The 26,381-nt window shown below is 43.6% G+C and carries 22 protein-coding genes and 1 pseudogene; 8 read left to right on the top strand and 15 right to left on the bottom strand.

Features of this window, described 5'->3' with window-relative positions; translation table 11 throughout:
• Positions 1-151: 151 nt before the first annotated feature.
• Positions 152-1,327 carry a hypothetical protein gene (locus EJ419_RS00540; protein WP_131282976.1) on the bottom strand — a complete coding sequence of 392 codons (1,176 nt, stop codon included), beginning with the start codon at positions 1,325-1,327 and terminating at the stop codon, positions 152-154.
• A gap of 336 nt (positions 1,328-1,663) precedes the next feature.
• Positions 1,664-2,254 carry a guanylate kinase gene (gmk, locus tag EJ419_RS00545; protein WP_131282977.1) on the bottom strand — a complete coding sequence of 197 codons (591 nt, stop codon included), beginning with the start codon at positions 2,252-2,254 and terminating at the stop codon, positions 1,664-1,666.
• Between the two features lie 385 nt (positions 2,255-2,639).
• Between gmk and EJ419_RS00550 the strand changes: the two genes are divergently transcribed.
• On the top strand, positions 2,640-3,950 hold the full coding sequence (locus EJ419_RS00550; protein ID WP_131282978.1) for an MFS transporter: 1,311 nt from the start codon (positions 2,640-2,642) through the stop codon (positions 3,948-3,950).
• 117 nt (positions 3,951-4,067) lie between these two features.
• Here the strand turns inward: EJ419_RS00550 and carB are convergent, their stop codons facing one another.
• The 4 genes and pseudogenes from carB to efp all read right to left on the bottom strand — a co-directional run bounded on the left by carB (position 4,068) and on the right by efp (position 10,225).
• Complete coding sequence (gene carB / locus EJ419_RS00555; RefSeq protein WP_131282979.1) at positions 4,068-7,445, bottom strand: carbamoyl-phosphate synthase large subunit; 3,378 nt, start codon at positions 7,443-7,445, stop codon at positions 4,068-4,070.
• 186 nt (positions 7,446-7,631) lie between these two features.
• Positions 7,632-8,852 carry a glutamine-hydrolyzing carbamoyl-phosphate synthase small subunit gene (carA, locus tag EJ419_RS00560; RefSeq protein WP_131282980.1) on the bottom strand — a complete coding sequence of 407 codons (1,221 nt, stop codon included), beginning with the start codon at positions 8,850-8,852 and terminating at the stop codon, positions 7,632-7,634.
• 279 nt (positions 8,853-9,131) lie between these two features.
• Positions 9,132-9,629 (bottom strand): annotated as a pseudogene (gene nusB, locus EJ419_RS08425) (transcription antitermination factor NusB); the annotation flags it as partial.
• A 32-nt stretch (positions 9,630-9,661) separates the two neighbouring features.
• Positions 9,662-10,225, bottom strand: coding sequence for an elongation factor P (efp, locus tag EJ419_RS00570; protein ID WP_131282982.1), 564 nt, complete (start codon positions 10,223-10,225; stop codon positions 9,662-9,664).
• Positions 10,226-10,587: 362 nt separating this feature from the next.
• Between efp and EJ419_RS08530 the strand changes: the two genes are divergently transcribed.
• Positions 10,588-11,586: a C40 family peptidase gene (locus EJ419_RS08530; protein ID WP_420836902.1), complete on the top strand. Its 999-nt coding sequence runs from the start codon at positions 10,588-10,590 to the stop codon at positions 11,584-11,586.
• Between the two features lie 70 nt (positions 11,587-11,656).
• Here the strand turns inward: EJ419_RS08530 and EJ419_RS00580 are convergent, their stop codons facing one another.
• The 3 genes from EJ419_RS00580 to EJ419_RS00590 form a co-directional block, all read right to left on the bottom strand.
• A complete protein-coding gene (locus EJ419_RS00580; RefSeq protein ID WP_131282983.1) occupies positions 11,657-11,911 on the bottom strand; it encodes a hypothetical protein in 255 nt (84 codons plus the stop codon).
• Entirely contained in the window at positions 11,908-12,711 is an 804-nt protein-coding gene (locus EJ419_RS00585) for a hypothetical protein (RefSeq protein ID WP_131282984.1), read from the bottom strand. The genes EJ419_RS00580 and EJ419_RS00585 overlap by 4 nt, the downstream gene beginning before the upstream one ends.
• Before the next feature lie 223 nt (positions 12,712-12,934).
• Positions 12,935-13,762: a 5'-methylthioadenosine/S-adenosylhomocysteine nucleosidase gene (locus EJ419_RS00590; RefSeq protein ID WP_165496180.1), complete on the bottom strand. Its 828-nt coding sequence runs from the start codon at positions 13,760-13,762 to the stop codon at positions 12,935-12,937.
• Between the two features lie 129 nt (positions 13,763-13,891).
• Here EJ419_RS00590 and EJ419_RS00595 point away from each other — a divergent pair, with 129 nt between their 5' ends.
• The 3 genes from EJ419_RS00595 to EJ419_RS00605 all read left to right on the top strand — a co-directional run bounded on the left by EJ419_RS00595 (position 13,892) and on the right by EJ419_RS00605 (position 17,402).
• Entirely contained in the window at positions 13,892-15,445 is a 1,554-nt protein-coding gene (locus EJ419_RS00595; protein ID WP_131282986.1) for an adenosylhomocysteinase, read from the top strand.
• Complete coding sequence (locus tag EJ419_RS00600; RefSeq protein WP_131282987.1) at positions 15,438-16,820, top strand: amidohydrolase family protein; 1,383 nt, start codon at positions 15,438-15,440, stop codon at positions 16,818-16,820. The genes EJ419_RS00595 and EJ419_RS00600 overlap by 8 nt, the downstream gene beginning before the upstream one ends.
• 81 nt (positions 16,821-16,901) lie before the next feature.
• Complete coding sequence (locus EJ419_RS00605; RefSeq protein WP_131282988.1) at positions 16,902-17,402, top strand: cupin domain-containing protein; 501 nt, start codon at positions 16,902-16,904, stop codon at positions 17,400-17,402.
• Between the two features lie 234 nt (positions 17,403-17,636).
• On the opposite strand, the gene EJ419_RS00610 is transcribed toward EJ419_RS00605, so the two are convergent.
• Both EJ419_RS00610 and EJ419_RS00615 read right to left on the bottom strand, forming a co-directional pair.
• Positions 17,637-17,963 (bottom strand): carboxymuconolactone decarboxylase family protein, encoded by a 327-nt coding sequence (locus EJ419_RS00610; protein ID WP_131282989.1) that lies wholly within the window; start codon positions 17,961-17,963, stop codon positions 17,637-17,639.
• 49 nt (positions 17,964-18,012) lie between these two features.
• Entirely contained in the window at positions 18,013-18,444 is a 432-nt protein-coding gene (locus tag EJ419_RS00615; RefSeq protein WP_131282990.1) for a cupin domain-containing protein, read from the bottom strand.
• A 239-nt stretch (positions 18,445-18,683) separates the two neighbouring features.
• Here EJ419_RS00615 and EJ419_RS00620 point away from each other — a divergent pair, with 239 nt between their 5' ends.
• The 3 genes from EJ419_RS00620 to EJ419_RS00630 all read left to right on the top strand — a co-directional run bounded on the left by EJ419_RS00620 (position 18,684) and on the right by EJ419_RS00630 (position 21,422).
• Entirely contained in the window at positions 18,684-19,517 is an 834-nt protein-coding gene (locus tag EJ419_RS00620; RefSeq protein ID WP_131282991.1) for an ABC transporter substrate-binding protein, read from the top strand.
• A 298-nt stretch (positions 19,518-19,815) separates the two neighbouring features.
• Entirely contained in the window at positions 19,816-20,670 is an 855-nt protein-coding gene (locus EJ419_RS00625; protein WP_131282992.1) for an amino acid ABC transporter permease, read from the top strand.
• Positions 20,670-21,422 (top strand): amino acid ABC transporter ATP-binding protein, encoded by a 753-nt coding sequence (locus EJ419_RS00630; protein WP_131282993.1) that lies wholly within the window; start codon positions 20,670-20,672, stop codon positions 21,420-21,422. The genes EJ419_RS00625 and EJ419_RS00630 overlap by 1 nt, the downstream gene beginning before the upstream one ends.
• Before the next feature lie 88 nt (positions 21,423-21,510).
• On the opposite strand, the gene uriT is transcribed toward EJ419_RS00630, so the two are convergent.
• From uriT to ribF, 4 genes are all read right to left on the bottom strand, one after another.
• Positions 21,511-22,920, bottom strand: coding sequence for a uridine transporter UriT (gene uriT, locus EJ419_RS00635; protein ID WP_476726852.1), 1,410 nt, complete (start codon positions 22,918-22,920; stop codon positions 21,511-21,513).
• 178 nt (positions 22,921-23,098) lie between these two features.
• On the bottom strand, positions 23,099-24,496 hold the full coding sequence (locus EJ419_RS00640) for a hypothetical protein (protein ID WP_131282994.1): 1,398 nt from the start codon (positions 24,494-24,496) through the stop codon (positions 23,099-23,101).
• Between the two features lie 9 nt (positions 24,497-24,505).
• Complete coding sequence (locus EJ419_RS00645) at positions 24,506-24,718, bottom strand: hypothetical protein (RefSeq protein WP_131282995.1); 213 nt, start codon at positions 24,716-24,718, stop codon at positions 24,506-24,508.
• 529 nt (positions 24,719-25,247) lie between these two features.
• The gene (ribF, locus tag EJ419_RS00650; RefSeq protein ID WP_131282996.1) at positions 25,248-26,375 is read right to left on the bottom strand and encodes a bifunctional riboflavin kinase/FMN adenylyltransferase; all 1,128 of its coding nucleotides are present in this window, start codon (positions 26,373-26,375) and stop codon (positions 25,248-25,250) included.
• Positions 26,376-26,381 lie beyond the last annotated feature (6 nt).

Raw genomic sequence — 26,381 nt, forward strand, 5'->3', positions numbered from 1 at the left:
GCAAAAACTATTTTGCAACTGCGATCCATTTTAATGACCAATCAAAGTATTTCGTTAGTATTAATAGCACTCACCTGCAAAAAAGTTTTTAAAACACAGCCCGCAAACCAAAGCCGCACAATCACAGTCTCACAACAACCGAACAGCAATCTCACAGCATCATAAGCGTAGGATGCCCCAGACAATCCGCTAGTAACCCCCGACGGTTTTGTTTCTCACCCTCGCTCGCTTCAGGTACTCCAATCATTCGCAACTTCATGAGCATATTTTCTCCGTTATTCATGTACGCTTCCCTAAATTGGAACCGAACTACGGGGATTCCAAGGAACGCAAAGATATTTTCTCTATCTTTTTCCCGCATGAGAACATCAATAGAATCCGTCGCACCAACTTGCGAAATCATAGCTCTATTCACATATTTTGCTCGACCATCCAATTCCGCAGCGATATAGCGAAATCCACCATCCGATGAGCTTACTCCCCATGCAAAATCAGGTCGTATAGTGTCTGTTCGTTGCAACGTGGCACCTGCATCCGCTGGTAACCTCAGTAAGCAATTTTTAAATTCTTTCTGAACTATTGGTGCTTGTAAACCACCACGAATCATCCGCCCACGACAGAACGATTCTCCACCATTATCTGAACGTCTATCAACGAATTTCATCTTAAAAAGCGTTGGGATGTTGAACCAGCAACCATGTCGAAGGAAAATAAATTCAACTAAATCGTGGTATGTAATGTGATAAATTGCCGCGAGCCGGTCGCAAATTTTAAGCGCATCTTCGAACGGAAGTCTTCGCATACAATCAAAAATCGTTTGCAACGGTGAGGTAACTAAAATTCCGTGCGCAATACCAATATAACTGTTTATCGGTGTATATGATTTTGCAATTGAACGTTCATCTTGCGAGATAATTGCATTCGCATAAATTCTCTGTGTTTTAATCATCGCGAAAATTTCTTTAGGCCTTGAAAACTTGGCATAGTGAAAACGAACCGGGAGACGCTTTCGATGAGCCGTGGAAGTTTTATCGTCTGCTACAAAATGAACATGTTCCAAATATTTTGGACCGTTTCGACCGTCACAGGTCGCACCTAAAACTGCTGCTGCAGAAACATTCGCAAGCGGCCAATGAAGATGCATCCCAGCAACCATGCAGATTTTCGATAGCTGCTTTTGCCACGGATTGAGACGATTCCAATCGTCAGCGAATGCGTATAGACCCCATAATGGCCGCATAACCTTTCCCCTACGCTCACGACGTTGCAAACGTCTGCGCATGTTCGAATCCGACGGCTTAATTAACGGTTGCTTAAAATCGCTCATAAGCCGATTATGGCGCAAATGAATCCAAATACTTATATCCAAGAATCATTGTGAACGGATGTGGAAAACCGTCAGGGATGAAAGCAGTTTTTATGAGTGCGACAGATAACTAGGAGTGTTAAGAGGAACTAGTGTGAGGTGAGCAAAAACTCTTTTGCAACTGAATACCATTTTCGCGCGGTCTTTCGATTAAATAAGAAAAAAATAGCACTCACTTGCAAAATAGATATATCCGCACAAATAAAAAGCGCTCGGAGTAAGCCTCCGAGCACAAATTATCCGAAATTATCTGACCAAGCCAGCTTACAAGCCTCTGATTCGCATAAATCCCTAGGCTTACTCCCCGTCTCCCATCGCATCTTCGAACACCCGCCACAGCTCCTGCGCCGCGCGCTCCACCTGATCGTTCACAATCACCACATCAAACTCGCCTTCAAGCTCAAGCTCATGACGCGCCGTTTGCAATCGTCGCTGCTGCTGCTCCTCAGTCTCCGTACCGCGTCCCTTCAAGCGTGATTCAAGCTCCTCGAAGCTTGGCGGAGCCAGAAATACGAATACTGGATTGAGCCCCAATTCCTGAGCACGAGCCCGAACCTTGTGCACACCCTGCACATCAATTTCGAGCATTGATGGATCCCCCGCCTCCAAATGCTCCAGCACAGGAGCAACTGGCGTACCGTAATGATGAGTTCCATGTACGGTAGCCGTCTCCAGAAACTCGCCGCGCGCTTCCATATCAAGGAACTCCTGCTCGGTTTTGAAGAAATAATTAACTCCGTCTACTTCACCAGGGCGCGGGTCACGGGTAGTTGCGGAAATACTGAGCCAGATATCAGGATGAGCTTCGAATAGCTTCTTTTCTACGGTTCCTTTGCCGACTGCCGTTGGCCCAGCTAATACTACGAGACGATTACGTTGCTTTTCCATACAAGCTACTTTACCTGTTATAGGAGAACAACCAACTTCCGCATCATTATACATATTTCATCTCTCGTCTATTCAGCATCTGCTTACTAACGCTAATCCTTATACAGTTTCATTTATGATTACAATTTGTTATCCTCACGTAATAAGATTTTCAATCAAATTTCATCTGTTACCGCTCTTGCTCACTCTTTCTGCAGGCATATGCGAGTTTTCCACGATAACCGCCCTTCCTACGCCATCAATAACACCCTCACAAACACTCCCCACAGCACCTTCCCGCCCCACACTCACTATTCGGGATATTAGCTTGCTACAATCAACCTCCCAGCGTATATATATATTGAATTTTAGCAACGGTGCAATTTTGCAAGAAAGGCCAATCTCGATGCAACTATTTAAAATTTTTCGAGGCTATTGGCGTCTCGCTATAAGCGATTTCTTCTCTGTTTATGCTACGAGCGTTGCTGAAACGACAATTCAGTTGTGGCTACTTAATTCGCTCCTTGTCGGTTTCGCAGATTCGAGTCGCTACTTAACTGTTTATCTCACGCTGTGCTCAATTAGTGCTCTCATTACAGGATTATTCTTCGGAGCTCTTGCCGAACGTTTTGGCGTATTAAAGACAATTATGGGAGCCTGTGCTACCCGTATGGTTGCTGGTTTATGCATTATAGGCACTATTTATGCGACGAATAATTCTCTTATCGCATCGCATAATGTCGCGTTTTGGGTTCTCACCGTTCTAGTTTTGATTACTACTGGTTCCGATACTTTCTATTCCCCAGCGCTTACGTCTTTTATCAATAAGGTTACAGATGCTGAAAAATTAATAGATGTCCTTTCATTGATGCGTCTCATAAGCCTTTTAGGAACTCTCGTCGGTCCTGCTATTGCGGGATTTGCCAGTAGCAAAAACGCGTATATTTCAATTCTGTTTACAGAAACAATCTCTTTGATCATTACGATAGTTTTGATTTTAATAGTTTCCAAGAATTCGAGTGCAGTAAGTCTCACCGATACCGATGACAAAGCAACGACTGCAGATACCCCTCAATCAACCAAAAACGCTTTCACCGAATTCTTTGCAGATTGGTTTGCTGGACTCAAGATTTTTGCAAAAACTTCGACGTATCGACTGCTCTTTCCATTTGCAATCTTTGAGGCGATTGCATCGTCTGGTATTGGTTTTGCTGTTATTCTTTTCTTTAGCAATGTGCTCCATGACACGCAAAGCTATGGTTGGTGTTTGAGTGCAATGTCACTCGGATATGCAATAAGTTATGCGTTAGCTCCACGTTTAGCAGAGAAAATGAGTTTTTGGGCTATGCTCACACTCTCGTATATACTCATTATTTTCTCGCTAATTGGTATGGCCCTATCACCTAATGGACTTATTGCTATTCTTTTCGGTTTCTGCTTCTCCTTCTCACAAGCGATAATTAGTCCTTCATTCCAGGCAATTCTCGTTCGTGCAGTCGATGAATCGTTAGTTAGCCAAGTAATTTCCGTTTTCGTTTCAGTTGTTGCAGCTATCGGTGCCGTTAGTTATGCGTTATGGGAATTCATTTACTCGCTTCCTGTTTTCCCGCATTTAACGCACGAATCCATAGTCATTCTTGGTACCGCAATTATTTATGTCGTTATGCTCATTTTGGCGGTAACTATCAAGAAAATGCGTTCGCTCAAGGTATCATAAACATGTAATTGCTACCGGATTGCATTATCACACCATAATTGGAATGTTTGAGGGCTGGTTCACTGAACATAAGTGAACCAGCCCTCAAACATTTCCATAGATTTTTATTAATTTTATCTACTCACGTGCATCCAATTCATGCAAACGCTGCGCATGCTCCTGAATAGACGCGATCTCGTAATCATTGCTCTTAACCGCTTCAATTGCCATCAAAGCTGCAAGGAATTCCGTTGCTGTCGTAAACTGTGGCAAGTCAGCAGCAATTGCAGCAGCTCGAATCGAATAACCATCGGAACGCGATGTGCGTGAGCTTGGAGTATTGAGAATCAAGTCAATAGCTCCTTCTTCGATGAGATCGACCACATTCTTTCCGATGCTTCCGTGTCCCTCGACAACCTTCATATCATCGCTATCGCTTGATGCACGAGTAAGCTTGTCTACAACCTGTACATCAATTCCATAGCGGCGCAAAACAGATGCAGTTCCTTCTGTAGCATACAAATTAAATCCAAGTTCGATTAAACGAGCTGCCATAAGTGGAAGCTGACGCTTATCTGTATCATTCACTGAGATGAAGCAGCTGCCGCCAGTAGGAAGACCGGTTTCGTATGCAGCAATTTGACTCTTAGCAAATGCATGCGGGAAGTCACGATCGAAGCCCATGACTTCACCAGTCGAGCGCATTTCAGGTCCAAGAATTACGTCCACAGTTCGACCTGCTTCTGTACGGAAACGCTTAAATGGAAGTACGGCTTCTTTTACTGCCACAGGCTGTCCTGGGCGAATATCTCCACCATCTCCTTCAGGCAAGAGCAACCCTAAACGGCGAGACTCAGCAATGGTCTCCCCAGCCATAATGCGAGCAGCAGCTTTAGCAAGTGCTGTTCCAGTCGCCTTAGAAGCAAATGGAACCGTGCGAGAAGCGCGTGGATTTGCCTCAATAACGTACAACGTATTGCTCATGAAAGCAAACTGCACGTTGATCAGGCCCTGTACTCCTACACCTTCAGCAATGGCAAGGGTTGCATCGCGCAAACGCTTAATTTGCGAATCAGACAGAGTATTTGGAGGAAGAACGCACGCAGCATCACCAGAATGGACACCTGCTTCCTCGATATGTTCCATAATTCCACCGATATAGAGCTCTTTGCCATCATAAAGGGCATCCACATCTACTTCGATAGCATCAGAGAGGAACTTATCGATAAGCAACGGCGAAGGAAGACGACCGGAAACTACTCGATCTGCCTGTGCTTCCTTAAGAGCACGTCCTACATATTCCTTAAGCTGAGAGTCTTCTAGGACGATTTCCATACCGCGTCCGCCGAGTACGTACGATGGGCGTACAAGTACTGGATAACCAATCGATTGTGCAGCTTTCAAAGCTTCATCGTACGAAAGTGCAGTGCCATAGCGAGGAGCGTTTAAGCCCTTCTCTTCAAGAATTTCGCCGAAAAGTTCACGGTTTTCTGCCAAATCAATTGACTCAGGAGTCGTACCCAAAATCGGGACACCAGCTGCCTTCAAACGTGCTGCCAACGACAACGGAGTTTGTCCGCCAAGCTGGACGATAACACCTTTAACAGGTCCAAGCTTGAGCTCAGCCTGATAGATTTCGAGAACGTCCTCAAAGGTCAGTGGCTCGAAATACAGACGATCTGAAATATCATAATCGGTTGATACGGTCTCCGGATTGCAGTTGACCATGATAGTGTCATACGTTTTTCCAAGCTCTTGTACAGCATGAACGCATGTGTAGTCAAATTCAATTCCTTGGCCGATACGATTTGGACCAGAACCAAGAATAATAACGGCCTCACGGTCGCGTTTCTTCAGTTCAGTTTCATCAGCATATGTCGAGTAATAGTATGGTGTAATTGCATCGAACTCAGCTGCGCAGGTGTCAACTGTCTTATAGACTGGGCGAATTCCATAGTTCTTTCGCAGCTCGCGGATAACGTCCTCACCCTGATCGCCAAGACCTCGCAAATGTGAAATCTGGACATCAGACAGCCCTGCCTTCTTTGCCTTACGAAGTAGCTGTGGACTCAAGGCTTCTGCTGCACGAATTTCAAGCGCAGTCGCATTAATCTGCATAAGTTGATCAATAAACCATGGATCAATTTTTGTCGCATCGAAAATCTGCTCAGCAGTCGCGCCGCCCCAAATTGCTCGCATAAGCTGCAAGTAGCGATGTTCTGTAGGAATCTTAATAGTCTCAAGCAGTGAAGCAACTTCATCTGTACTTGGAATTGGTCCATCCCAATTAAAACCAGCATGACGTTTATCAATAGAACGCATCGCTTTACCAAGCGACTCTTGGAAATTACCAGCAAGAGCCATCGCCTCGCCTACTGATTTCATGGATGTTGTCAAAGTTTCATCAGCACCTGGGAATTTCTCAAATGCAAAGCGAGGAATCTTAGTAACAACATAATCGATTGTTGGCTCGAAGCTAGCAGGCGTTGTCTCTGTAATATCATTGTGAATTTCGTCGAGAGTATAGCCGAGAGCAAGCTTCGCAGCGATTTTAGCAATTGGATACCCTGTAGCTTTCGAAGCCAAAGCAGACGAACGAGATACGCGCGGGTTCATTTCGATAACTACGATACGTCCATTTCGAGGATTGATCGCAAACTGAATATTGCAGCCACCCGTATCGACACCAACACCACGAATAATAGCGATACCAATGTCACGAAGTTTTTGATATTCGCGATCAGTAAGGGTAAATACTGGAGCTACGGTAATCGAGTCGCCTGTATGAACACCCACTGGGTCAACATTTTCAATTGGGCATACAACGACCACATTATCTTTGCGGTCTCGCATGAGCTCGAGCTCATATTCTTTCCAGCCCTCAAGACCTTCTTCAATCAGGACCTCATTGGTTGGCGAGTAATGCAAACCAGCGCCTGCAATGCGATGCAAATCTTCAACATTACGCGCAATTCCGGAGCCCAAACCGCCCATAGTAAAGCTTGGACGAACAACTACAGGGTATCCCAATTCATCGTTGACGATATGCTCAACTTCTTCCATCGAGTGAGCAATGAATGAGCGAGCTGAATCGCCTCCGGCTTCTTCCACAACCTTCTTAAAGAGCTCTCGATCTTCGCCACGATCAATTGCTTCCAAAGATGCGCCGATAAGTTCGACATTGTACTTTTCCAATACTCCAGCATTACCTAAAGCAATAGCAGCATTGAGAGCTGTCTGTCCACCCAAGGTTGGGAGTAATGCATCAGGACGTTCTTTCGCAATAATGCGTTCCAAGATTGGTACAGAAAGTGGCTCAATATATGTTGCATCTGCCATTTCAGGGTCTGTCATAATGGTTGCAGGATTCGAGTTCACGAGGATAACTCGTACTCCTTCTTCTCGCAGAACTCGGCAAGCCTGTGTTCCTGAATAATCAAATTCAGCGGCTTGACCGATGACGATTGGACCAGAACCGATAACCATGACAGATGTGATGTCGGAGCGCTTTGGCATGGAACTTCCTTTGTAATGTTATATGCGTACTTTTTTCGTAATTCTAAGTTGTGTAAATGTGATTGCTGACAATCGGGTGGTGGTAAACAGCCGATAAACTAAGATGTACTTTCTATTGCAGCCTTAGTTATACGATGTGCCTGTACTTTTTATGGTAAGCGCATCAGATGTATCGGCTTGCTTCAACTATCCGCGTAACTGCTTTGACTGCTCCATCTGGTTAATGAAACGATCAAACAAATACGCTGCATCATGAGGTCCGGCAGCTGCTTCTGGATGATACTGCACCGAGAACGCTGGAATATCGAGGCATTGTAAGCCTTCTACAACGTCATCATTTAAATCAATGTGGCTTACTTGAACTCTTCCATAATGTCCGTTACCAAATGGGCTCGGTACTGGTTCTCCCTTAGGAGCGTCAACTGCAAAGCCGTGGTTATGCGCCGTAATTTCGACCTTGCCTGTGGTCAAATCTTGAACAGGCTGGTTCACTCCGCGATGACCGAACTTTAACTTATATGTTCCGAAACCAAGCGCCCGTCCGAGAAGCTGATTTCCGAAGCAAATTCCAAAGAATGGAATCTTTGCATCAAGCACTTTGCGTAGCTGTTCAACTTCAAAATCGGCGGTAGATGGGTCTCCTGGACCATTTGAGAAGAATACGCCGTCAGGATTAAGTGCCTTAATATCATCGTAGGTAGATGATGCTGGCAATACATGCACTCGACAGCCTCGTTCAGCCATACGATATGGGCTCATCGCTTTCACGCCCAAATCAACACTGACAACGGTATAGAGTGGTTCTTTTCCTTCAAACTCGCCTTGTGGCTCAACGATATAGCCACTATCAGTTGATACCTCTTGAGAAAGATTTGCCCCGCTCATAAAAGGAGAATTTTTCACGATGTCAAGCAAATCTTCAACTCGCTTGAGACGACCATCGTTATCAAGCAAAGCATCGCCTGAGAAAATTCCTGCACGCATTACACCGGCTGAGCGCAAATGACGTACAAGCTTTCGGGTATCAATATCAGCAATTCCGACGATTCCATATTTATATAAATCGTCATCAAGACTGCGCTGCGCACGCCAATTAGAAATTTGGGTAGCTGGATCACGAACTACGTATCCAGCTACCCAAATCTTTGAAGACTCGACATCCTCATCATTGACACCAGTATTGCCAATATGCGGGAAGGTCTGCACAACTATCTGACGATCATACGAAGGATCAGTAAGAGTTTCCTGATATCCAGTCATCGCCGTGGAGAAAACAATTTCCCCGGTAGTTGCACCTTGTGCCCCATATGGCTGACCTACATAAATATTTCCGTCTTCAAGCACTAATAAGGCACTGTGGACAGAATAGTTAAGTGGTGTTATTGTTACTGATTCTTGAGGATTCACACGCGCCTCCTGGCTTTCTATACGAGAATTCTAGGTCGTCTAATTCCCTTGCGGGCTGGGTGATAATTCAGGTGATAACTCATCAGCCGGCGTAAAGTACGTCGGCTCAGAATTATCTATATTATCGGTGTTATCGATGTTCTGCTCCGTACGGCTCTTTTCAGACTCCTCTACAGAAACAGTCGATGATTGTTCGGATATAGCATTATCTGTATTTTCATTATCAAAATCAGACAACGCAATATCGTTAAAATTCTTTGTACTCTGAGAAATTTCGGCATTATCTTCATGCGATTCGTAAGCATCGTGCTGCGCATCATTCGCAGCAGCAAGAGCCGCACGCTGATTTTGCCATTCAATTTCTTCTTGACGAATTTCCTGAACTTTCTTTTCGATAGTGCTCAGCACACCGTAAAGCAAATCAGGAGTTTCATCACCTGCATATGTTTTTGCTAATGAAATTGCTTCATCAATTGCAATGCCTGAAGCAACATCATCATTATAGATAATTTCCCATGCAGCCATGCGACCCAAATTACGGTCTACGGCTGGCATGCGAGACACTTCCCATGTATTAAGAGATTCATCAAGAGCTTTATCAATAGTACGACGATGCGAAGCTACACCGCGCACAATTTCTATCGCATACACAGGAAGTGGTGTCTGTGCACCCGGGTGCACAATGCGCGCATCTAAGAGGTCAGTAATTTCCTGACCTCTGATGTCGGCTTCAAAAAGCGTATTGAATGCGCGCTTACGAGCAGTGGAACGTGCCATATTTAAGTGTGGTCCTTATGTTCCTACTTATCTTAGTTTTCGCGACCGAGGTAGTCACCTGTGCGGGTATCTACCTTCAAGCGCTCACCTTCGTTGATGAACAAAGGCACCTGAATCTCAGCACCAGTCTCCATAGTTGCAGGCTTAGTACCAGCCGAAGAACGATTGCCCTGCAAACCTGGTTCGGTATGAGCAACGGTCAAGATTACAGAAGCTGGAAGCTCTACAGACAAAGGATTTCCCTCATGGAAGGAAACGATGCAGTCAGTGCCTTCAAGGAGGAACTTTTCGGAGTCGCCGATAAGAGTTTCTGGGATGAATACCTGATCATAGGTAGTCATATCCATGAATACGAAGTTGTCGCCATCCTTGTAGGAGTACTGCAAGGTACGGTTATCTACAGTTTCGAATTCCATCTTCATACCTGCGTTGAAAGTCTTGTCAACAATCTTGCCGGTCAAAACTTCCTTGATCTTAGTACGTACGAAAGCAGGACCCTTACCTGGCTTTACATGCTGGAATTCGATAACGGTCCAAAGCTTTCCGTCGAGGTTAATAACAGAACCGTTCTTAATATCATTTGAAGTCTGTGCCACTTAAAATCACCTATTCACAAATTAGTTTTACTGTTGTTACTGCGAACAATAAACATAAATCTTATTTATTATGCCATAGGGGCTTAACCGAATTCGAAAGCCGTGTTGGCTCATCGTTCACGTTGCATACATCATATTGCTTTTTACACTCTCAGAAATATTTCTATCCACCATGTGCTAAAATTACACTTTGTGTATTTGCATCGATTGCATATATACGTATTGCATCGCGGTTACACATGTAACTGCGCGACTTTATGCAGATATGTATATACCGATTAATCATTACACACCTAAACCGACCAACGGCTGGAATGTTCGGAAATACCGGGCAGGAATGTCGTCCTAAGGGGAAGACTACTTTGAGTACAGGAAAGCATCGAGTTAGCTCAGCTGCTGCACCAATTACACCTTTTAACACGCGCAGCGCCTTCGTGAAGGTGACACGCGCTTTGAACGAGAACATGAAAGCTGTGAAGATTGGCACTATCGCTGTTTCTTCACTTCTTGTAATCGCTTTAGCACAATCAGCTACACCAGTTGTCGCAACTGCTTCAGGAAATGCCAACGCCGGCAATACCCTGAGTGTCTCTCGTAGCTCTGATCGTGTAAATTTGACTGCTGAAACAGCAACTGTGAGCTATGTACAAGGTTCGGAATGGAATTTGAATTCTGATAGCTCTGCAGTTACGGTTAAATATGAGATGACACCAGAGCAGACATCTGCCCGCGATTCTTTAGTGCAGGAATACAACACCGCTCAGGCAGCATACGGTTCGAATGGTTCAGCATCATCGGCCACCCTCAAGACTTTAAGCGATGCATTAAATAATGCTTCTGCCCATTTGTCTGATACCACTAACTCAGTTGATACTTATAATTCTGATATCAATTCTTTGAAGGATGCAGTGTCCAAGGTAAAGGCGAGCGCAGCTTCCGCTACACAGTCATCACGTACTTCATCTAGCAGCTCTTCAAGTTCATCTACTGCGATTACAGTTTCTGGATCAGGCTCTGGTACCGATGTAGCAAATCTTGGTTTGAAGTACCTCGGCACACCATATGTATGGGGTGGATCTTCGCCATCTGGCTGGGATTGCTCAGGCTTCGTACAGTATGTCTATTCACAATTTGGCGTAAGCCTTCCTCGCACTTCTGGCGCTCAAGCAACAGTTGGTACAGCAGTTGCTTCTCTTGCTGAAGCAAAGCCTGGTGACATCATTGCAAATGGAATTCATGCTGCAATTTATCTGGGCGACGGAAAGATTGTAAACGCTTTAGCTCCAGGACTTGGAACTCAGGTCACTACACTGTCCTCGTTTGGTGGACGTGGATATTCGATTCGTCGAGTATTCAACTAAAGCTCTGCGATTGATAAAGTTAGAGGCACGTGATTTCACGTGCCTCTAACTTTTTGCATTTCATCCAATTTCAACTTTCGCCCTTCCTGGCTGTATTAGGTTTAATCGCAAGCATGTGTTGACCTATCCACGGAACTTCAAGAGTTACATCATGCTCAATTTTGTTCAGCTCATGATCAAATTTTTGAATAACCTCGTAACTCGTTTTATCCTTATTCTTCCGACTAACTACATACAAGGTATTACCAATCATTTCCATATATGTATTTTCGAAATCTTTCTTGGCATTATTCGATTCCTTGATGATGTGGCCGTCCAGAGTCATGGCAAAATTCGAGATTCTTCCATTCCATAGATAATATCGTCTGCGACATTAATCTTTATCCCCTCATCCGCATGACTGATATATGTCTCATCTAACGGAACCAAATTTCCCTCGTTCCATCTCATAATTTCATACTCGAATGGATCATAATTTCGCTGAACAACTACAAAAAGCATATTCTTGTATACATAAGCATCCGTTATACCGGTATATTCCTTAAAGTGATGCGTTTTCTTGATTTTCCCGGTTTTTTTATCAAGAATGGATACTACAGCGTTATTTGTAATCGCACTTTGATTATCTCCTAGTGTATAAATATCATTGTGATATTCAAGTATGGAATACGCGTATAGTGGGATTCGCGTTTGGTACAACGTTTTGTTAGTTTTTCTATCGCGGGCGACAAATAACGTGTAGTAACCGTCCTCTTGTGAGAATGTCCCATTCATAGATGCATATGAGGTAGTCTCGTCAAGATAAATAGCAGTTGCTCCACTGCGGTCGCGTTCATCAAGCTGATGGAAGAATTGCGCCTTCCCTCGCGTAAAAATTACGTTATCATTACCACGTTCGCCTGCAACATAAAAATCGCGATTCTTGTCAACAGCGATATATCCGCCATCTTGAAATGTTATGTTGGCATGTTGAATTTCTTTACCGTTCTTATCGAACGAAGAAATTCTTCCTTGCTGAGAGCTAAGGAGATCGGATTGCACAAGGACATACTCTGTTTCTGGCGAGATGGTATAACTTTGTGTATTCTCAGCAATAGCACAGCTACTGAGAATACACAAAGCCATTGCTAGTACAGAACTTTTCAGTATTCTTCGCATTATGCTTGCCTGTGTAATATGATATCTGTCGAATTCGCAAGTTCCGCTGGAGAAACCGTATAGTAAAATATTTGTTTTCATTTCTCTCTCCTGCTTTCTTGTGGTGTAATCGCCACTTCGCGATTACACCAATATTTTATCATTTTTTGAGTAGATACAGGAGAGAAATTTATTTACTTCTCTATCACGACTAGTTCAGTATCTTCTCAACCACTCCAATCGTCACTTTCGCCGCCAAACGAGCAGAAGTATTGAGATCATCTTCCCTACTATCGAGCTGTTCATATGGCTCTCCACAATCATTACTCATTGAGCGAATAACGAGATGTGGTACACCATTTTTATGGCATACATGCGATACAGCCGCGCCTTCCATCTCCTCTGCGTCAGCGTGATCACGTGTAATAATCTGAGTCAAGATATCAGGCTCGGTGCTAAACAGATTACTTGTAGCCACGGTTCCCACGGTAAAACGATGAGTGCTTAAATTATCCGTGTGATTGTCAATTTCAGCCGGAGCTAAGCGGATACCTTGCTCAGTGTACATGAGTTGAGCCGCATTATGAATACTTGCATTATTGCGAATTTTCGTTGTTCCTTGTTCGATTAAGAATTCTTCAGCGAGCGCAAGAAGCTTCGGTGTAGATGCAAATGTCTTCATATACGGCTTATCTTCAGCAATAATATCGGAATCTGTTTCTTCGTATACCAATTTCTCGCATAAAAGAATATCTCCAAAGCCAAGATGAGCATTGAGATTTCCAGCAATACCATTAAAGAAGAGCGCATCCACGGCACTATGTGTAATATACCTTGCAACCGTAATTAACGTTTGCGTAGCAGCTGCTATATTGGTCGTTCCCATCCCACCGAAAGCGCTAAAAATATGCGTTTTGGTATTCTCACTTATATGGTGAACTATATCTAATCCACCCTCGTGAAGTACTTCACCAGGATACGTTTCTTGAATCAGCGCGATTTCGCGTGGAAGAGCGCTCAATATTGCAATTGTAGTCATGCGCCCCATCATAGCAGGGCGATATCTATTTCACTTTACTTCTTTAACTCCTCTGTACTCATGCAAAATCAATAAAGAAAGAAAATAGATAGCTTCTGTGTAAAATTGCACTAGGTGTAAAGGATATATATGAACCAGATTGAATTCTCTTCTCTTGTCCGCTCAATTTCGCAGACAACAAATCGTAGTTTAGCTGGCGCACGCATATGGGTAGCGCCTGATTTCCAATCCGTTCGACCGCATAATTTTGAGGAAGCAGCCAACGAATGGGGAATGCGGTTATTCTTTAATGATTCAGACCGTTCGTTATGCGCAATTGAACTTCATGATACCTTTGCTACTGTTGATGGAGAAAAAGTTACCTACTCGCATGACTGCCTGTGTGACTCCTTGCAGAGTTTACGCACTGAAGATAAATCTGCCGCAGAGAAAATCAATTTAGCATACGATGGCATGCCTGTGGTACGTCATATTACTGACGAATACGTGAAGTCGGGTGTATTGCAGGACGAACGTATAGCGGTTAGCCTTATTATTGAACCTAAAACGGCAGTTCTCCTTCTTGAACTTCAAAGAGCAGGAGCTCAAGTAGCTGTGTATGCGACGGCAGCAGAAGTACATCAAGCTGTAGCTGATGAGCTCAAAGAACGTGGAATTGGCGTATATGCGGATTCACAATGGACTCCAAGCCAAGAACATGCAGCGGCATTGCAACTTCTCGATGATATGAAACCGACTATTATTATCGATGATGGAGCAAGCTTTGCACGGCTTGCTCAGTTAGAACGCCCAAACTTAGTACCAGCAATACGTGGTGTCGCTGAAGAAACAACCTCAGGTGTGCGTGCATTCGAGGCAATGGAAGCCTCTCAAGCACTTCCCTATCCGGTTATTGCCTCCAATGATTCTCAACTTAAGACCGGCTTCGACAATGTTCATGGAACCGGCGAATCATGTGCCACTACCTTTTTGCAGATAATGGACGATAATTACCCGCTCGAATCAGGCACGATGGCGGTCATCGGTTTTGGTCCTGTGGGACGTGGCTTTGCTCGGCGCATGCGCTCATTAGGAGCACGTGTCGTCATAGTGGAACAAAGTGCTACTGCAGCTCTGAAAGCTCAGTATGAAGGCTTCGAAGTCATGCCTTTATCTCAAGCTGCTCTCGAATGCGATTGCCTTATCAGCGCCACCGGAGTGTATCACACTATTGATTTGCCCGTTTTGCAGAAGATTGAAGACGGAACCGTTCTTGGTGTCATTGGCGGAATAGCAAACGAAATAGCTCTTGATGATTTAACTGCTATCACACACCAAGATATTTCTCCGGCTGTACCATTGACCCAGCTTGATTTAGGAAATGGCAAATCTGCTCGACTTATAGCGAGCGCAGATGGCATGAATTATACGGTTAGTAGCGGCAATCCAATCGAAATCATGGATTTGAGTTTCGCTGTACAGCTTAATGCGATTCGTATGCTTATTGAAAACGATGGTGAGCTTGAGCATCGCGTCATTCGGATGAATAAGGATATTGATGAGCAAATTGCACGTTCAGCTCTAGCTGCTCGAGGAGCAGAAATCGACGAGTCACAAACATTAGTAACCGATTGGACCAAAACTCGTTTTAGTACGTCATCTCATTCATCTACAAAGTCACAGGAAGAAAATTCTCATGCATGATCTCAATCCTGTTGTTGTCTATTCTGCAGCTTTAGTTATCCCGGTAACAGCACCAGTTATTCCTGATGGCGCTGTTGCGGTGTATCTCAATCGTGTCGTTCACGTCGGTACACGATCTTGGGTACTCAAGGCTCTTAACGAGGGGCCTTTGAGATCCAAACGAATAGTTGAAAAGCATTGGGATGGAGTCCTCCTTCCTGGCCTCGTTAACGCCCATACTCATCTTCAATACACGGGCATGGCTTCTGTTGGCGAGAAAAATTACAATAGTTTCCAGGAATGGAGCGATGCATTCGACGAAATTTATGACGATGATTCTATCGAGAAACCATGGAAAGAATGGGCATACGATGGCGCACGACAACTCGTAAAATACGGAACCACCGCCGCTGCAGATATTACAACAGATCTTGAGGCTGCCGGAGCTTTATATTCTCAGCGAATGCATGGTATTACCTATCTCGAGGTTATGGGTTGGGAAAATGACAACTGGCATGCAAGCGGCCCAGAATGGTTGCGCGATTTGCTCGCACAAGCTTCCCAAGAAGATGAAGCTGCCGAAATTGGTATTAGTCCACATGCGCCATATTCGTTAGATTCTGCACCGCTACTCGATTTGCCGGATATCGCACGATCTCTAGGCATGCGCTTGCATATTCACTTGGGCGAAACACCTAGTGAATCTGCTTCTGAGATTGATGGCGATGATTCGCATGCAAATGACTTGTATTCACCTGTCTCGCGTTCATGGCGCTCACATCATTGGGATAGCTATCCTCAACTCAAATCCTCTGGTGAGCATGTATCATCTATTCAATTCGTCGATCAGCTAGGAAGCCTTGGACCCGATATTCATATCGCGCATGGAGTGTACGCCAATGCTGAAGATCGTCGCATTCTCCGCCAGCGAGGTGTTGGAGTAGCTTTGTGCCCTCGCAGTAATCGTATTACATGCACGCAAAAGGATGCACCTGTCGCCCAGTATCTTCGCGAGGGAAATCTCGTTTCTGTTGGTACCGATTCCCTATCATCTAGCCCAAGTCTAGACGTTCTTGATGATGTGTCAATGCTCTACGATCTAGCACGCGAGCAAGGATACACAGGGCACGATCTTAGCCACCGTTTGATTCGTATGATGACTCTGGGCGGTGCCGAAGTTATGGGACTTAATATCGGACCAAAACGTATCGGACAAATCAATGCCGGAGCTTTAGCTGATTTTGCATTCCTTGATGTTCCTGTTGATTTAAGCTCTAACGAAGCATATGAGCACACTCTCGAACGAATTGTGAGAGAAGGTTCTGGTACAAATCGGGCAACAGTTATCTCTGGACGCGTTGCCTATAACAACGACGCATTTGAAATGGAAGACTAGTATTCATGGTGAACAGCATTATTATCGTAAGATGATAATAGCTTGTGTCGTTTCACATCGGATTATGAATTGGAGGCAACAATGCGCGATTTAAACCCAACAACAGCAGTTCATGCAGATGTTATTCCTGAATTAAGCAACTATGCTCAGCAAACAATTGAGCATCTTGAACTCGCTGCGCACCCTGAAGGCGGGTGGTATCGCCGAACGTGGCAAAGCCCTATCGAGCATGGCGATTCAAATCGTCCACTTGCTTCGCTTATCTACTTCCTCTTGCCACAAGGTGATTACAGCGACTGGCATCTCGTCGATGCTGATGAGCTGTGGTTGTGGCATGGACCAGCAGCTGTAGAGATTGAAGTATGCGATAGCGATCCTCGTACCTTAAGTGAAGATCAGCTCACAGAACAATGCACACGGACACGCTTGAATTTAGACCCATCTCAGCCAAATTCTACTGTAACTCAATGTCTCGTAAAAGCTGGCCAATGGCAGCGAACTCTACCAACTGAAGGCGATGCGTTGGTGTCATGCGTAGTTTCGCCTGGTTTTACTTTCGAGGGGTTTACTGTTATCGATTAAGCAGATAGATAGGGGCTAGCGCTCCTAGTTCGTATTTGCTCCTGATGCTGAGCTCAGCAAAACCGAAAAAATTCGTATAAAAAATACTATTTTGCACGTGAGTGCCATTTTTCGATTCTTTTTAAAGAATTAAACTTAAAAAATGGCACTCACTTGCAAAATAGTATTTAAATAAAATAAAACAAGCACCTCAGCGAGATATAGCACCATACAAATCCTATATCTCACAAAATTTTATTCTTCCGCCCACACTTCTTTCGCCATATTAAACACAGCCCAGCCCATCGGCCACCCGGCATAAAATGCAGCCTGCGAAATGATTGCAGAAATTTCCTCACGTGTAATCCCATTTTTCTTTGCAAGCTCTAAATGGTGACGTAATGAGCTGTCTACTAGCCCACGCCCCATGAATACTGAAATTACGATAGTGCTGCGAGTTTTCAAATCAAGAGTTTCATCGGCCCAAATTTGACCGAAGAGCACATCATCATTTATCTGTGCAAAAGTCGGAGCAAACTCTCCAAGATTATCTCGTCCTGCTGTCTGCTTTATATCACGCATTTTTCTCCTTAAATTATCAAGCAATATTCCTAGTGTAGGTAGCTACATCTTACTTATCAAGCGCTTCATAATCGCCTTGATTAACTGGTTCAAACCATTGGGTCTGACCGGCTGTAATAGCGATGTGAGAGAACCAACTGTTCTTCGCTGCCCCATGCCAATGCTTGACGCCTTTACGAACCACGTATACATCACCGACTTTCAAGCGGACAGCTTCTTTGCCTTCTTCTTGTACCCATCCTTCGCCAGCAGTGCACAAAAGCACCTGGTATCCAGTTGTATGAGCATGCCAATGGTTAATACATCCCGGCTCAAAGCTCACCTGTGCCATATGCCATTCAATATTATCCTCAGGATTGACTAGCCCTTTTAGAAACGATGCACCCGTAAAATATTGGGCATATGCTTCATTAAATTCGCCAAAGCCAAATGGGCTATTCTTTACTTCATCTTCGTGTTCAATATTCGAAATAGTAGTCATATTTAATATTGTATGCATTATAAGAAAAATATATAGCCTAAATATCCATACTCACACAAGTGGTGTCAATAGCTTTATTCTCAACGCTTTCTTACCTCTTTCTCATCTGTGTAAGCGAAATAATTTCTCATTTTGTGGATAATAACAATCCAAAAAGATTAAATTTACCTCTGCTTGTACTAGGGCATTAGTTACGATTTAAGAGCAGATTTATTTTAGAGAAATTGGGAGAGTTCTGCATGATTAACAAGAAGAATTTTGGTCGTACCATTCTTGCCGGCGCTACAGCAGCTTTGCTTGCTTTTACTGCTGCATGTGGTTCTACAAATTCAAATAGCAATTCTGAAACCGTTACTGAGGGTAAGCTCACGATCGCGACTGGTGAACCAGCTTATTCCCCTTGGGTTCTTAATAATAAGCCACAGTCCGGTGAAGGATATGAGGCAGCGGTTGCTTATGCAGTTGCAAAAGAAATGGGCTATGATGCAAAGGATGTAAAGTGGACCCGTTCTACTTTCGATTCTGCGATTGCTCCAGGTGCGAAGGACTGGGATATGAATATCCAGCAGTTCTCTATTACTGAGCAGCGTAAGCAGGCGGTAGACTTCTCCCCTAGCTACTACAACAGCACTCAAGCTCTCGTCGTTAAGTCTGACAATAAGTTTGCTAATGCTACTACCTTAGCTGAGCTCAAGGATGCTGTTATCGGCGCAATGTCCGGTACAACTTCATACCAGCAGGCAAGCGAAAAGATTAAGAACGATATCACATTGTTCAATAATAATGATGACGCTGTTGCAGCTTTGGCCTCTGGTCAGATTGACGTGCTCGTTGTTGATGCTCCAACTTCTGTAAATATGGTTGAATCCGGTCAGGCTGGAAGCAATGGTAAAGTTCTTGGGCAGATTGCAAATTCTGAAGACAAGGAAGGAACCGGTATCGTATTGCCAAAGGGTTCCAAGCTTACTGAAAAGGTAACTAAGGCTGTGAATACTTTGAAGCAAAACGGTACCTTGAAGGAACTGCAGGATAAGTGGTTGTCTTCGTATACTAATTTGCCAGTACTGAAGTAAGTCTTATATATAGGCGGTATAGCTTCTAGGTTATACCGCCTATATTTTTGTCTTCTGTCAGGATTTTGGTTAAGCATGGTTTTATGGAAGATTTGCCTAACTTCATTCACATCATCTGTCCATGACGCCAAGGAATACCCGCACAGAAACTGCAGGTACATAAGAATTTCAGTGCCTTAGATATACTAGAAAACACCATGTAGTGATGAACCACCATATACAGTGCATTACTGCATCAGTACATCACCCCTACTACGCCAAATCACAATTTAGGACCATTAATTTAAAGAGTTTACCAATGGCTACATTCGATCCTTCCACAGTAAGCGCTGTAGAGCGCGACCGTGAAAAATACCGCAAAAAAGAGAGCTTGAAGTCAGTAATTACGAGTCTTGTCAGCGCTATTGTGCTCGTTGCTGTTATTGCGACTGCTCTCCACAATTCTCCAGGATGGGAACGTGTTAAGTTCACATTCTTCAATTGGGATATCTTCGTCCAATCTTTGCCAGCAGTTGGCAGAGGATTGCTCCTGAATATCCAAGTTCTTTTCTTCGCTGTTATCGGAGTCGCAATTCTTGGAACGCTTCTTGCATTGCTGCGTACAAGTCGTAGTGCTATTATGCTTCCACTTCGTTGGATTGCTGCCGCATATACAACTATTATGCGCGGTATACCAATCCTCGTTGTTCTCTATCTCATTGGTTTTGGCGTACCTGGTTTGGTAACAAATCGCATCTCCCCAGTATTACTTGGTACAGTTGCAGTTATCTTGAGCTATTCTGCTTATATCGCTGAAGTACTTCGTGCTGGTTTTAACGACGTTCATCCTTCACAGCGCGCTGCCGCTCGTTCCTTGGGACTTACGAATTTGCAAACTATCCGCATGATTGTTATCCCTCAGGCGTTGCGTAAAGTCGCACCAGCATTAATGAATGATTTCATTTCTATGCAAAAAGATGTGGGATTGATTTCTACTTTAGGAGCGGTTGATGCGATTCGCTCGGCACAGATTATGCAAGCAAATACGTATAATTTCACGCCTTATATCACAGCATCCGTTGCTTTTATTTGTATGAGCGTTCCATTTATTTTGCTCAATGATTGGTATGCTGCTCGACTTCGCAAGCGTGAGCTCAATGGAGGTATTGTTTAATGACTGCTCAAGATACACGTGCCGTATTACGTCTTGATAATGTAACAAAAGCATATGGTTCAAATCTCATTTTGGATCATATCAGTTTTGATGTTCATGAACACGAAGTAGTTGCGTTACTTGGCCCATCCGGTTCAGGTAAATCAACACTTATGCGCTGCGTTAATTTATTAGAGCGAGTCAATGACGGACAAATTTGGCTGGGCGATACAGATATCACTGATCCTCGAATCAACGAGAATGCAATTAGATCTCGCATTGGTGTAGTTTTCCAGCAATTTAACCTTTTCCCTCATATGTCCGTTATGGATAACATTATCCTCGCTTCTACTCATGTTTTGCATCGAGACAAAACTGAGAGCCGCGATAAAGCGATGGCGTTGTTAGAGCGCATTGGAATGGCTGACAAGGCGAATTCTTATCCTGATCGTTTATCCGGTGGACAGCAACAACGAGTAGCAATTGTGCGTGCTTTGATGACGGATCCAGAGTTGTTATTACTCGATGAAATTACTTCTGCGCTTGACCCAATGCTTGTCGGAGAGGTCCTTGAAATGGTTTTGGAACTCAAAGAACAGGGTACGACTATTTTGATGGCTACACACGAAATGACATTTGCGCATCAGGCGGCTGATCGGATTGTTCTTCTGCGTAGCGGACATATTATTGAAAATGGTACGCCAACTGAAGTAATGGATGAATCAACGAATCCTGAAACGCAAGAGTTCTTCAGCTATTTTAGAAATTTGTAAACTGTACGCATTTAATTCACATATAGTTTTGGGTCTCAGTTCAAAATTAGCTGAGACCCAAAACTATATTCCCGTATATCGAGAAAGTTTATTCGTCGTTTCCTGGTTGCGGAATCAAGAAGGAAGAAGCAAGTGCGAGGACTACAAGAACAAGTCCTGTAATCAAGGCTGCCTCATATCCGAGTGTTACATTTCCGATAATCATATTCTGCGCAGCATACAGAGCAACGTAGCTCAAGCCAGCACCCAAATTAAATGCTCCTGCATTCAGGCCTGGCAAGTAACCTGGATTATCGGCTGGAGACAATACGATGCCCAAACCGTTAAGCATAATATTTGCTGTTCCTGCGTAGCTGAAACCTAAGATGACGGAAACAAGAACCAATCCAATAATTGTTGGATGAGCAGCTACATAAATTGCTAATGCGACACCAAGCAAGGTAACGAGCTGTCCTACACGTAAGACGTTACGATAGCCAAAACGCGATGCCAAAATTCCAGCTACTGGGCCGAATGCAAGACCAATCAAAGCATATGGCGTCAAGGTAGCAAATGATACAACGTTTGCACCCATTCCTGTACCGAACTTTGGATCTTGTGCGATTGCTGGGATAATACCATTCATCACAGCAAATACACCTGTCATGGTGAGCAAAGTAGTGAGCAAAAGGCCCCATGTACGACGCTGCTTCATGTAATGAGTCGATACCATTGGGTTCTTCTTACGCTTTTCAGTTTCCCAGAATGCGACAAATCCAGCTATAGCAACTACTACAAGAATTCCGGCAAAAAGCCAATTAGCACCCGCAAGTTTTTGCATTTCATTGATTGCAGTAATTAACGCTCCCATAGCTACGACGAGGAAGAACACGCCAAGCCAGTCCATCGCGGAAGTCTCAGAAGCTTTGCTTTCATCAGCGAAGAAGAATACGAGTACGATAGCGATTGCAGCGATAATAGTCATTGCCCAAAATACTGCACGGAAGCCCCACGTGCCTGCAAGCCAGCCACCAAGAAGTGCATCAACACCTGCAATACCACCATTCACTGATGTCAAAATAGCCATAAGTCGTGTATAGCGCTTCTCCTCGGTAACGCGAGCGTGAAGCATAATCAAGCACATTGGAACTACCGGACCTGCAGCACCCTGCAGAATACGACCAATCATGAGGACTGTCACATTTGGTGCTAGTGCAGAAATAACACATCCAACTGTAGTCGCAATCAAAATACCAAGCAGAACCTTCTTGCGTCCAGCTAAATCAGCAAGTCGAGGAAGGAAGAGCGAGAATAGCGCAGCAGCAGTAAAGAACACCGTCTGCGTTAGTGCGATTTGAGCTGCTGTAGCTCCAAGCTCATGTTCCATCGTTGTCAATGCTGGTGAAAGCATAGAAGCATTAAGTTGGAACGCGAAAATAGCGACTAGCAATGCTGTCATCAATGCAACGATAGACTTACCGCCTTCATCAAGAGTCTTCGTCTCTTTCAATTCACTCACGTGAAATCTCCTTTATCATAGTCGATTGAGAATCTCACTTCTCGCTTTAAGCGTAGGAGCACATTATTCCCCGTCGAAAATCAAGACTCCACTAGAATATCGCGAATTTTGGTTAAACGCAAAACCAAAAGAATTTCAACCTTCGTATGCGATACAAAAGTTAGATATATAGACGCCTCTAGTTTCTCTTTTGCACAACCTCCTGCTTCTTGAGATAATCGGGATTAAATACTGGGAAACCTGATTGAACTGAATTATTTTGCTCATACTGAGTAAAAGAGTCATCAATTTTAATCGTGTTAATTAATTTATATGTTTCTCTCGAATACACATTGATATATGAATGCTTTCCAAGATCATCGTTCATTGGTATCCATGTTTGATAGATATAAGCTCGAGAACAATTTATCTTTACATTTCCTATAGGCCATTTGTCTGATGACACTAGTGGCGGCGCAATCTGAGTGACAATTCCGGTTTCCATATCGACAGCAGCTATCGCTCCTGTATCCATACTGGACATTATGAATTGATTACTCTCCAAAGAATTATTTGTGTACTGTATAGTGTTCCATTTATCCCCATACGGAGAATACATGATCTTATTATGTTCATCTCTTAAAGGAAGAAAAGAATTCTCACCTGAAATCACATTCCATTTCATCAGCGCTTTAATATATCCCTTAGGATTTTCCTCTCCATATCCATCTAAACTTTTGCCGATATCTACTAAACCGTATATCCAATTATCAGAACAAACAGTAGAAGGGTATCCAAATCCGCTCCCAAACGCCACGGTCGTTTGATTACCCGTATATTGATGAATTTCTGAAAAATCATCAAAGTAATTCACGTTCGTTGCCTTTATAGAATGTACTTTTTTATATACGGGTTTATCTTTTTCCGATAACTGATACATAACATTGGTCGGTTCTGCAGAACCAACTCCAGCCACACCTATTTCATACGTGTTGCCATTTGCGCATGCCCCCACATTCGATCCCAAGGTAAATTCATCACCCACTGTGTACGTCAATTCTTCATATGTATGAGGATCATCTGCTGATGAAACGCTGAGAAGACCATTATCCTTTAGCCCTATTCCCTTGTTATACATTGTTGCAACATGGCTATCATCAATCTCATATGTAGTATATTCAAATTCTGTTTTCTCATGCGGCGTGACATGCATTATTTCAGTTTTCATATCTATGAAATAATCGTACTTCCAGTCGGAATAAAATACACCTCTATCCGTCCAAGCAACGGTCTTCGAAAACATATAATGATTATCTTGAATCTCGTAGGTACCGTCATCATGAATAAAAACTATCTGTGAACGATCTTCCGGGATTGAAGTCGAATCAGCAAACTCATATAACGGAATAATGAGAATCACATGCGAAAGATCAATGTGTTTACCATTAAGTTCCTTTACATCTTTACCGCGATATGGCTGGAAAAGTTGATTCGTTTGGGTATGTGAATATCCTCCTAGCGGAACATTGCATCCTGCGAGTATGAAAGATGTGAGAGTAAAAATTATCCCGAGAGTACTCCATCGTTTTCTGCACATGACGCTACCTCATCGAGCTTCAACCGTCAGATATGCTTGAGTTAAGGAGGAATCACGAATGCTATATGGATAAACATAACCAGGTGATTTACGCAGACGCGATACTGTTGATTGGTAGCTAGTGTCAACCATCTCTTGAGCAACGGCGATTTCAGGCACTAACGCTAATGAACTGCTCAACATACTTAGGATAAAAATAACGATTACATGTTTTGCGTACACAAACTCCCTCTTCATTTTTGGGTTAATGGACATAATGTGGGTCTTAAACTGTTTGTGGGGTTAGTATTTTGTAGGCGTGTGAGGGTATTTTTAATGATTTTTTGTTAAAAGGTGGGTTCGTTTGACTTTTGTGTGGTTTTGTGCATGGTGTAATCAGACTATGAGAACTACATCACCACGTGCACGGTTATGTCCTCTGTGTAACAATCCTATGCGTAAGAAAGGGTTTACATCATCGGGGTAAACAATGCTGGTATTGTAGTAGGATTTTCTATCCATCGCGGATGGGCAGGAAGAAACCACTAAACACACATAACACGCCCACACACAATCATAAGACCCACATTTTGTCCATTAACCCTCATTTTTCCTCCTTTGGAAAATTTGTAGTCCCATCGTCGGGTTACAACTAACATTATAAAGTGCTTAATGTATTGATAAACTAATTTAGCGCGTCTTCATCTTCTCCATATGAAAACACGCTAAGCTCTGATTATGAAAAATCTATAGTTTCTCGACAAGAAAACTCTCATCGAGTGTTTGTTACTTGGACTTCGTCAACATCCTTCTTCATCTGCTCAATCAATTCGTCCACAGATTTAAACTTAATCATCGGTCGCAAATAATGCGTAAATTCGATACGCACTTTCTGACCATATATGTTCAAATTTTCTGGAGCATCAATGCAGTAAGCTTCAACAGTTCTCTCTGTTCCGTCAAATGTTTCATTCGTACCCACGGAAATCGCAGCGCTATATTGTTCTCCAGTTTCAGTTACAGTCAAATGCCCGGCATATACGCCATCGACTGGCGCAAACCCTTGAATCTGACCACAATTTGCCGTTGGGAAGCCCAATTCTCGTCCACGTGCCTGTCCATGCACGATAACAGCTTCGATATTATGTGCACGACCTAATATTTCGCCAGCGTCCTTCACACATCCGCGAGCAAGCAAAAAACGAACCATAGATGAGCTATACTCTCGCGTTGGTACGCTACGATTCTTTTTACTCCACGCACGAAGCTCAGCTTTAGTCATCGCTTTGAGCGGATTGACAGGTTCACCAGAAATTTCTGGAACCACATAAGTGACCTCACGGGGTACATAAATACCACTTGGTCCAAAGTCATCGACGACGATCAATTCAAAGACACCTGTAGCTTGCGATAATTTAGTAATAGATTTGATATCTCCCTCACGTCCCTTGCCCATTGTGGCATCACTACCAAGGACGAGAGTTCGCATCCCTAATTTCCCCACAAGCTGACCAAGGAAGAAGATATATGTACGTGCGGCAAAAGCCAGTGTATATCTAACTACAATGGCGTAATCAAAACCCATTTTTTCAATTATCGACAGTTTCTGATTCAATCCCATCAGCTCATATGGATTATCAAGCGCCTTTTCATCTGGCAATTCTTGTCCCTCATGAGCAGAGGCATAACGATGAACAAGACCAGGCTGAGGATCGAAAGTTATAACTACACTTGGGACATCATGCTTCTTAGCTAAATCAAGAGTTTTCTCTAATACTGCTTGGTGACCACGATGAACTCCATCAAAATTGCCGATGGTTACTACTGCCCTTTTATCATCACTAAGTGTCGGCCAGTCAACTACTCCCTGTTCGTTAGGGATCAAACGAATAATTTCCATGTTTCT

Origin of the sequence: Alloscardovia theropitheci (genome assembly GCF_004332295.1) — a bacterium.
GTDB classification, from domain to species: Bacteria; Actinomycetota; Actinomycetes; order Actinomycetales; family Bifidobacteriaceae; genus Alloscardovia; species Alloscardovia theropitheci.

What these genes read in the sequence shown, in the direction of transcription:
- EJ419_RS00615 (WP_131282990.1), bottom strand. Translation starts at nt 18,444, where the DNA reads ATGACTACTATTTCGAATATTGAACACGAAGATGAAGTAAAGAATAGC.
- EJ419_RS00540 (WP_131282976.1), bottom strand. Translation starts at nt 1,327, where the DNA reads ATGAGCGATTTTAAGCAACCGTTAATTAAGCCGTCGGATTCGAACATG.
- EJ419_RS00580 (WP_131282983.1), bottom strand. Translation starts at nt 11,911, where the DNA reads ATGACTCTGGACGGCCACATCATCAAGGAATCGAATAATGCCAAGAAA.
- carB (WP_131282979.1), bottom strand. Translation starts at nt 7,445, where the DNA reads ATGCCAAAGCGCTCCGACATCACATCTGTCATGGTTATCGGTTCTGGT.
- EJ419_RS00585 (WP_131282984.1), bottom strand. Translation starts at nt 12,711, where the DNA reads ATGGCTTTGTGTATTCTCAGTAGCTGTGCTATTGCTGAGAATACACAA.
- EJ419_RS00605 (WP_131282988.1), top strand. Translation starts at nt 16,902, where the DNA reads ATGCGCGATTTAAACCCAACAACAGCAGTTCATGCAGATGTTATTCCT.
- EJ419_RS00625 (WP_131282992.1), top strand. Translation starts at nt 19,816, where the DNA reads ATGGCTACATTCGATCCTTCCACAGTAAGCGCTGTAGAGCGCGACCGT.
- EJ419_RS00630 (WP_131282993.1), top strand. Translation starts at nt 20,670, where the DNA reads ATGACTGCTCAAGATACACGTGCCGTATTACGTCTTGATAATGTAACA.
- EJ419_RS00590 (WP_165496180.1), bottom strand. Translation starts at nt 13,762, where the DNA reads ATGACTACAATTGCAATATTGAGCGCTCTTCCACGCGAAATCGCGCTG.
- gmk (WP_131282977.1), bottom strand. Translation starts at nt 2,254, where the DNA reads ATGGAAAAGCAACGTAATCGTCTCGTAGTATTAGCTGGGCCAACGGCA.
- EJ419_RS00620 (WP_131282991.1), top strand. Translation starts at nt 18,684, where the DNA reads ATGATTAACAAGAAGAATTTTGGTCGTACCATTCTTGCCGGCGCTACA.
- EJ419_RS00610 (WP_131282989.1), bottom strand. Translation starts at nt 17,963, where the DNA reads ATGCGTGATATAAAGCAGACAGCAGGACGAGATAATCTTGGAGAGTTT.
- EJ419_RS00640 (WP_131282994.1), bottom strand. Translation starts at nt 24,496, where the DNA reads ATGTGCAGAAAACGATGGAGTACTCTCGGGATAATTTTTACTCTCACA.
- EJ419_RS00595 (WP_131282986.1), top strand. Translation starts at nt 13,892, where the DNA reads ATGAACCAGATTGAATTCTCTTCTCTTGTCCGCTCAATTTCGCAGACA.
- EJ419_RS00550 (WP_131282978.1), top strand. Translation starts at nt 2,640, where the DNA reads ATGCAACTATTTAAAATTTTTCGAGGCTATTGGCGTCTCGCTATAAGC.
- ribF (WP_131282996.1), bottom strand. Translation starts at nt 26,375, where the DNA reads ATGGAAATTATTCGTTTGATCCCTAACGAACAGGGAGTAGTTGACTGG.
- EJ419_RS00600 (WP_131282987.1), top strand. Translation starts at nt 15,438, where the DNA reads ATGCATGATCTCAATCCTGTTGTTGTCTATTCTGCAGCTTTAGTTATC.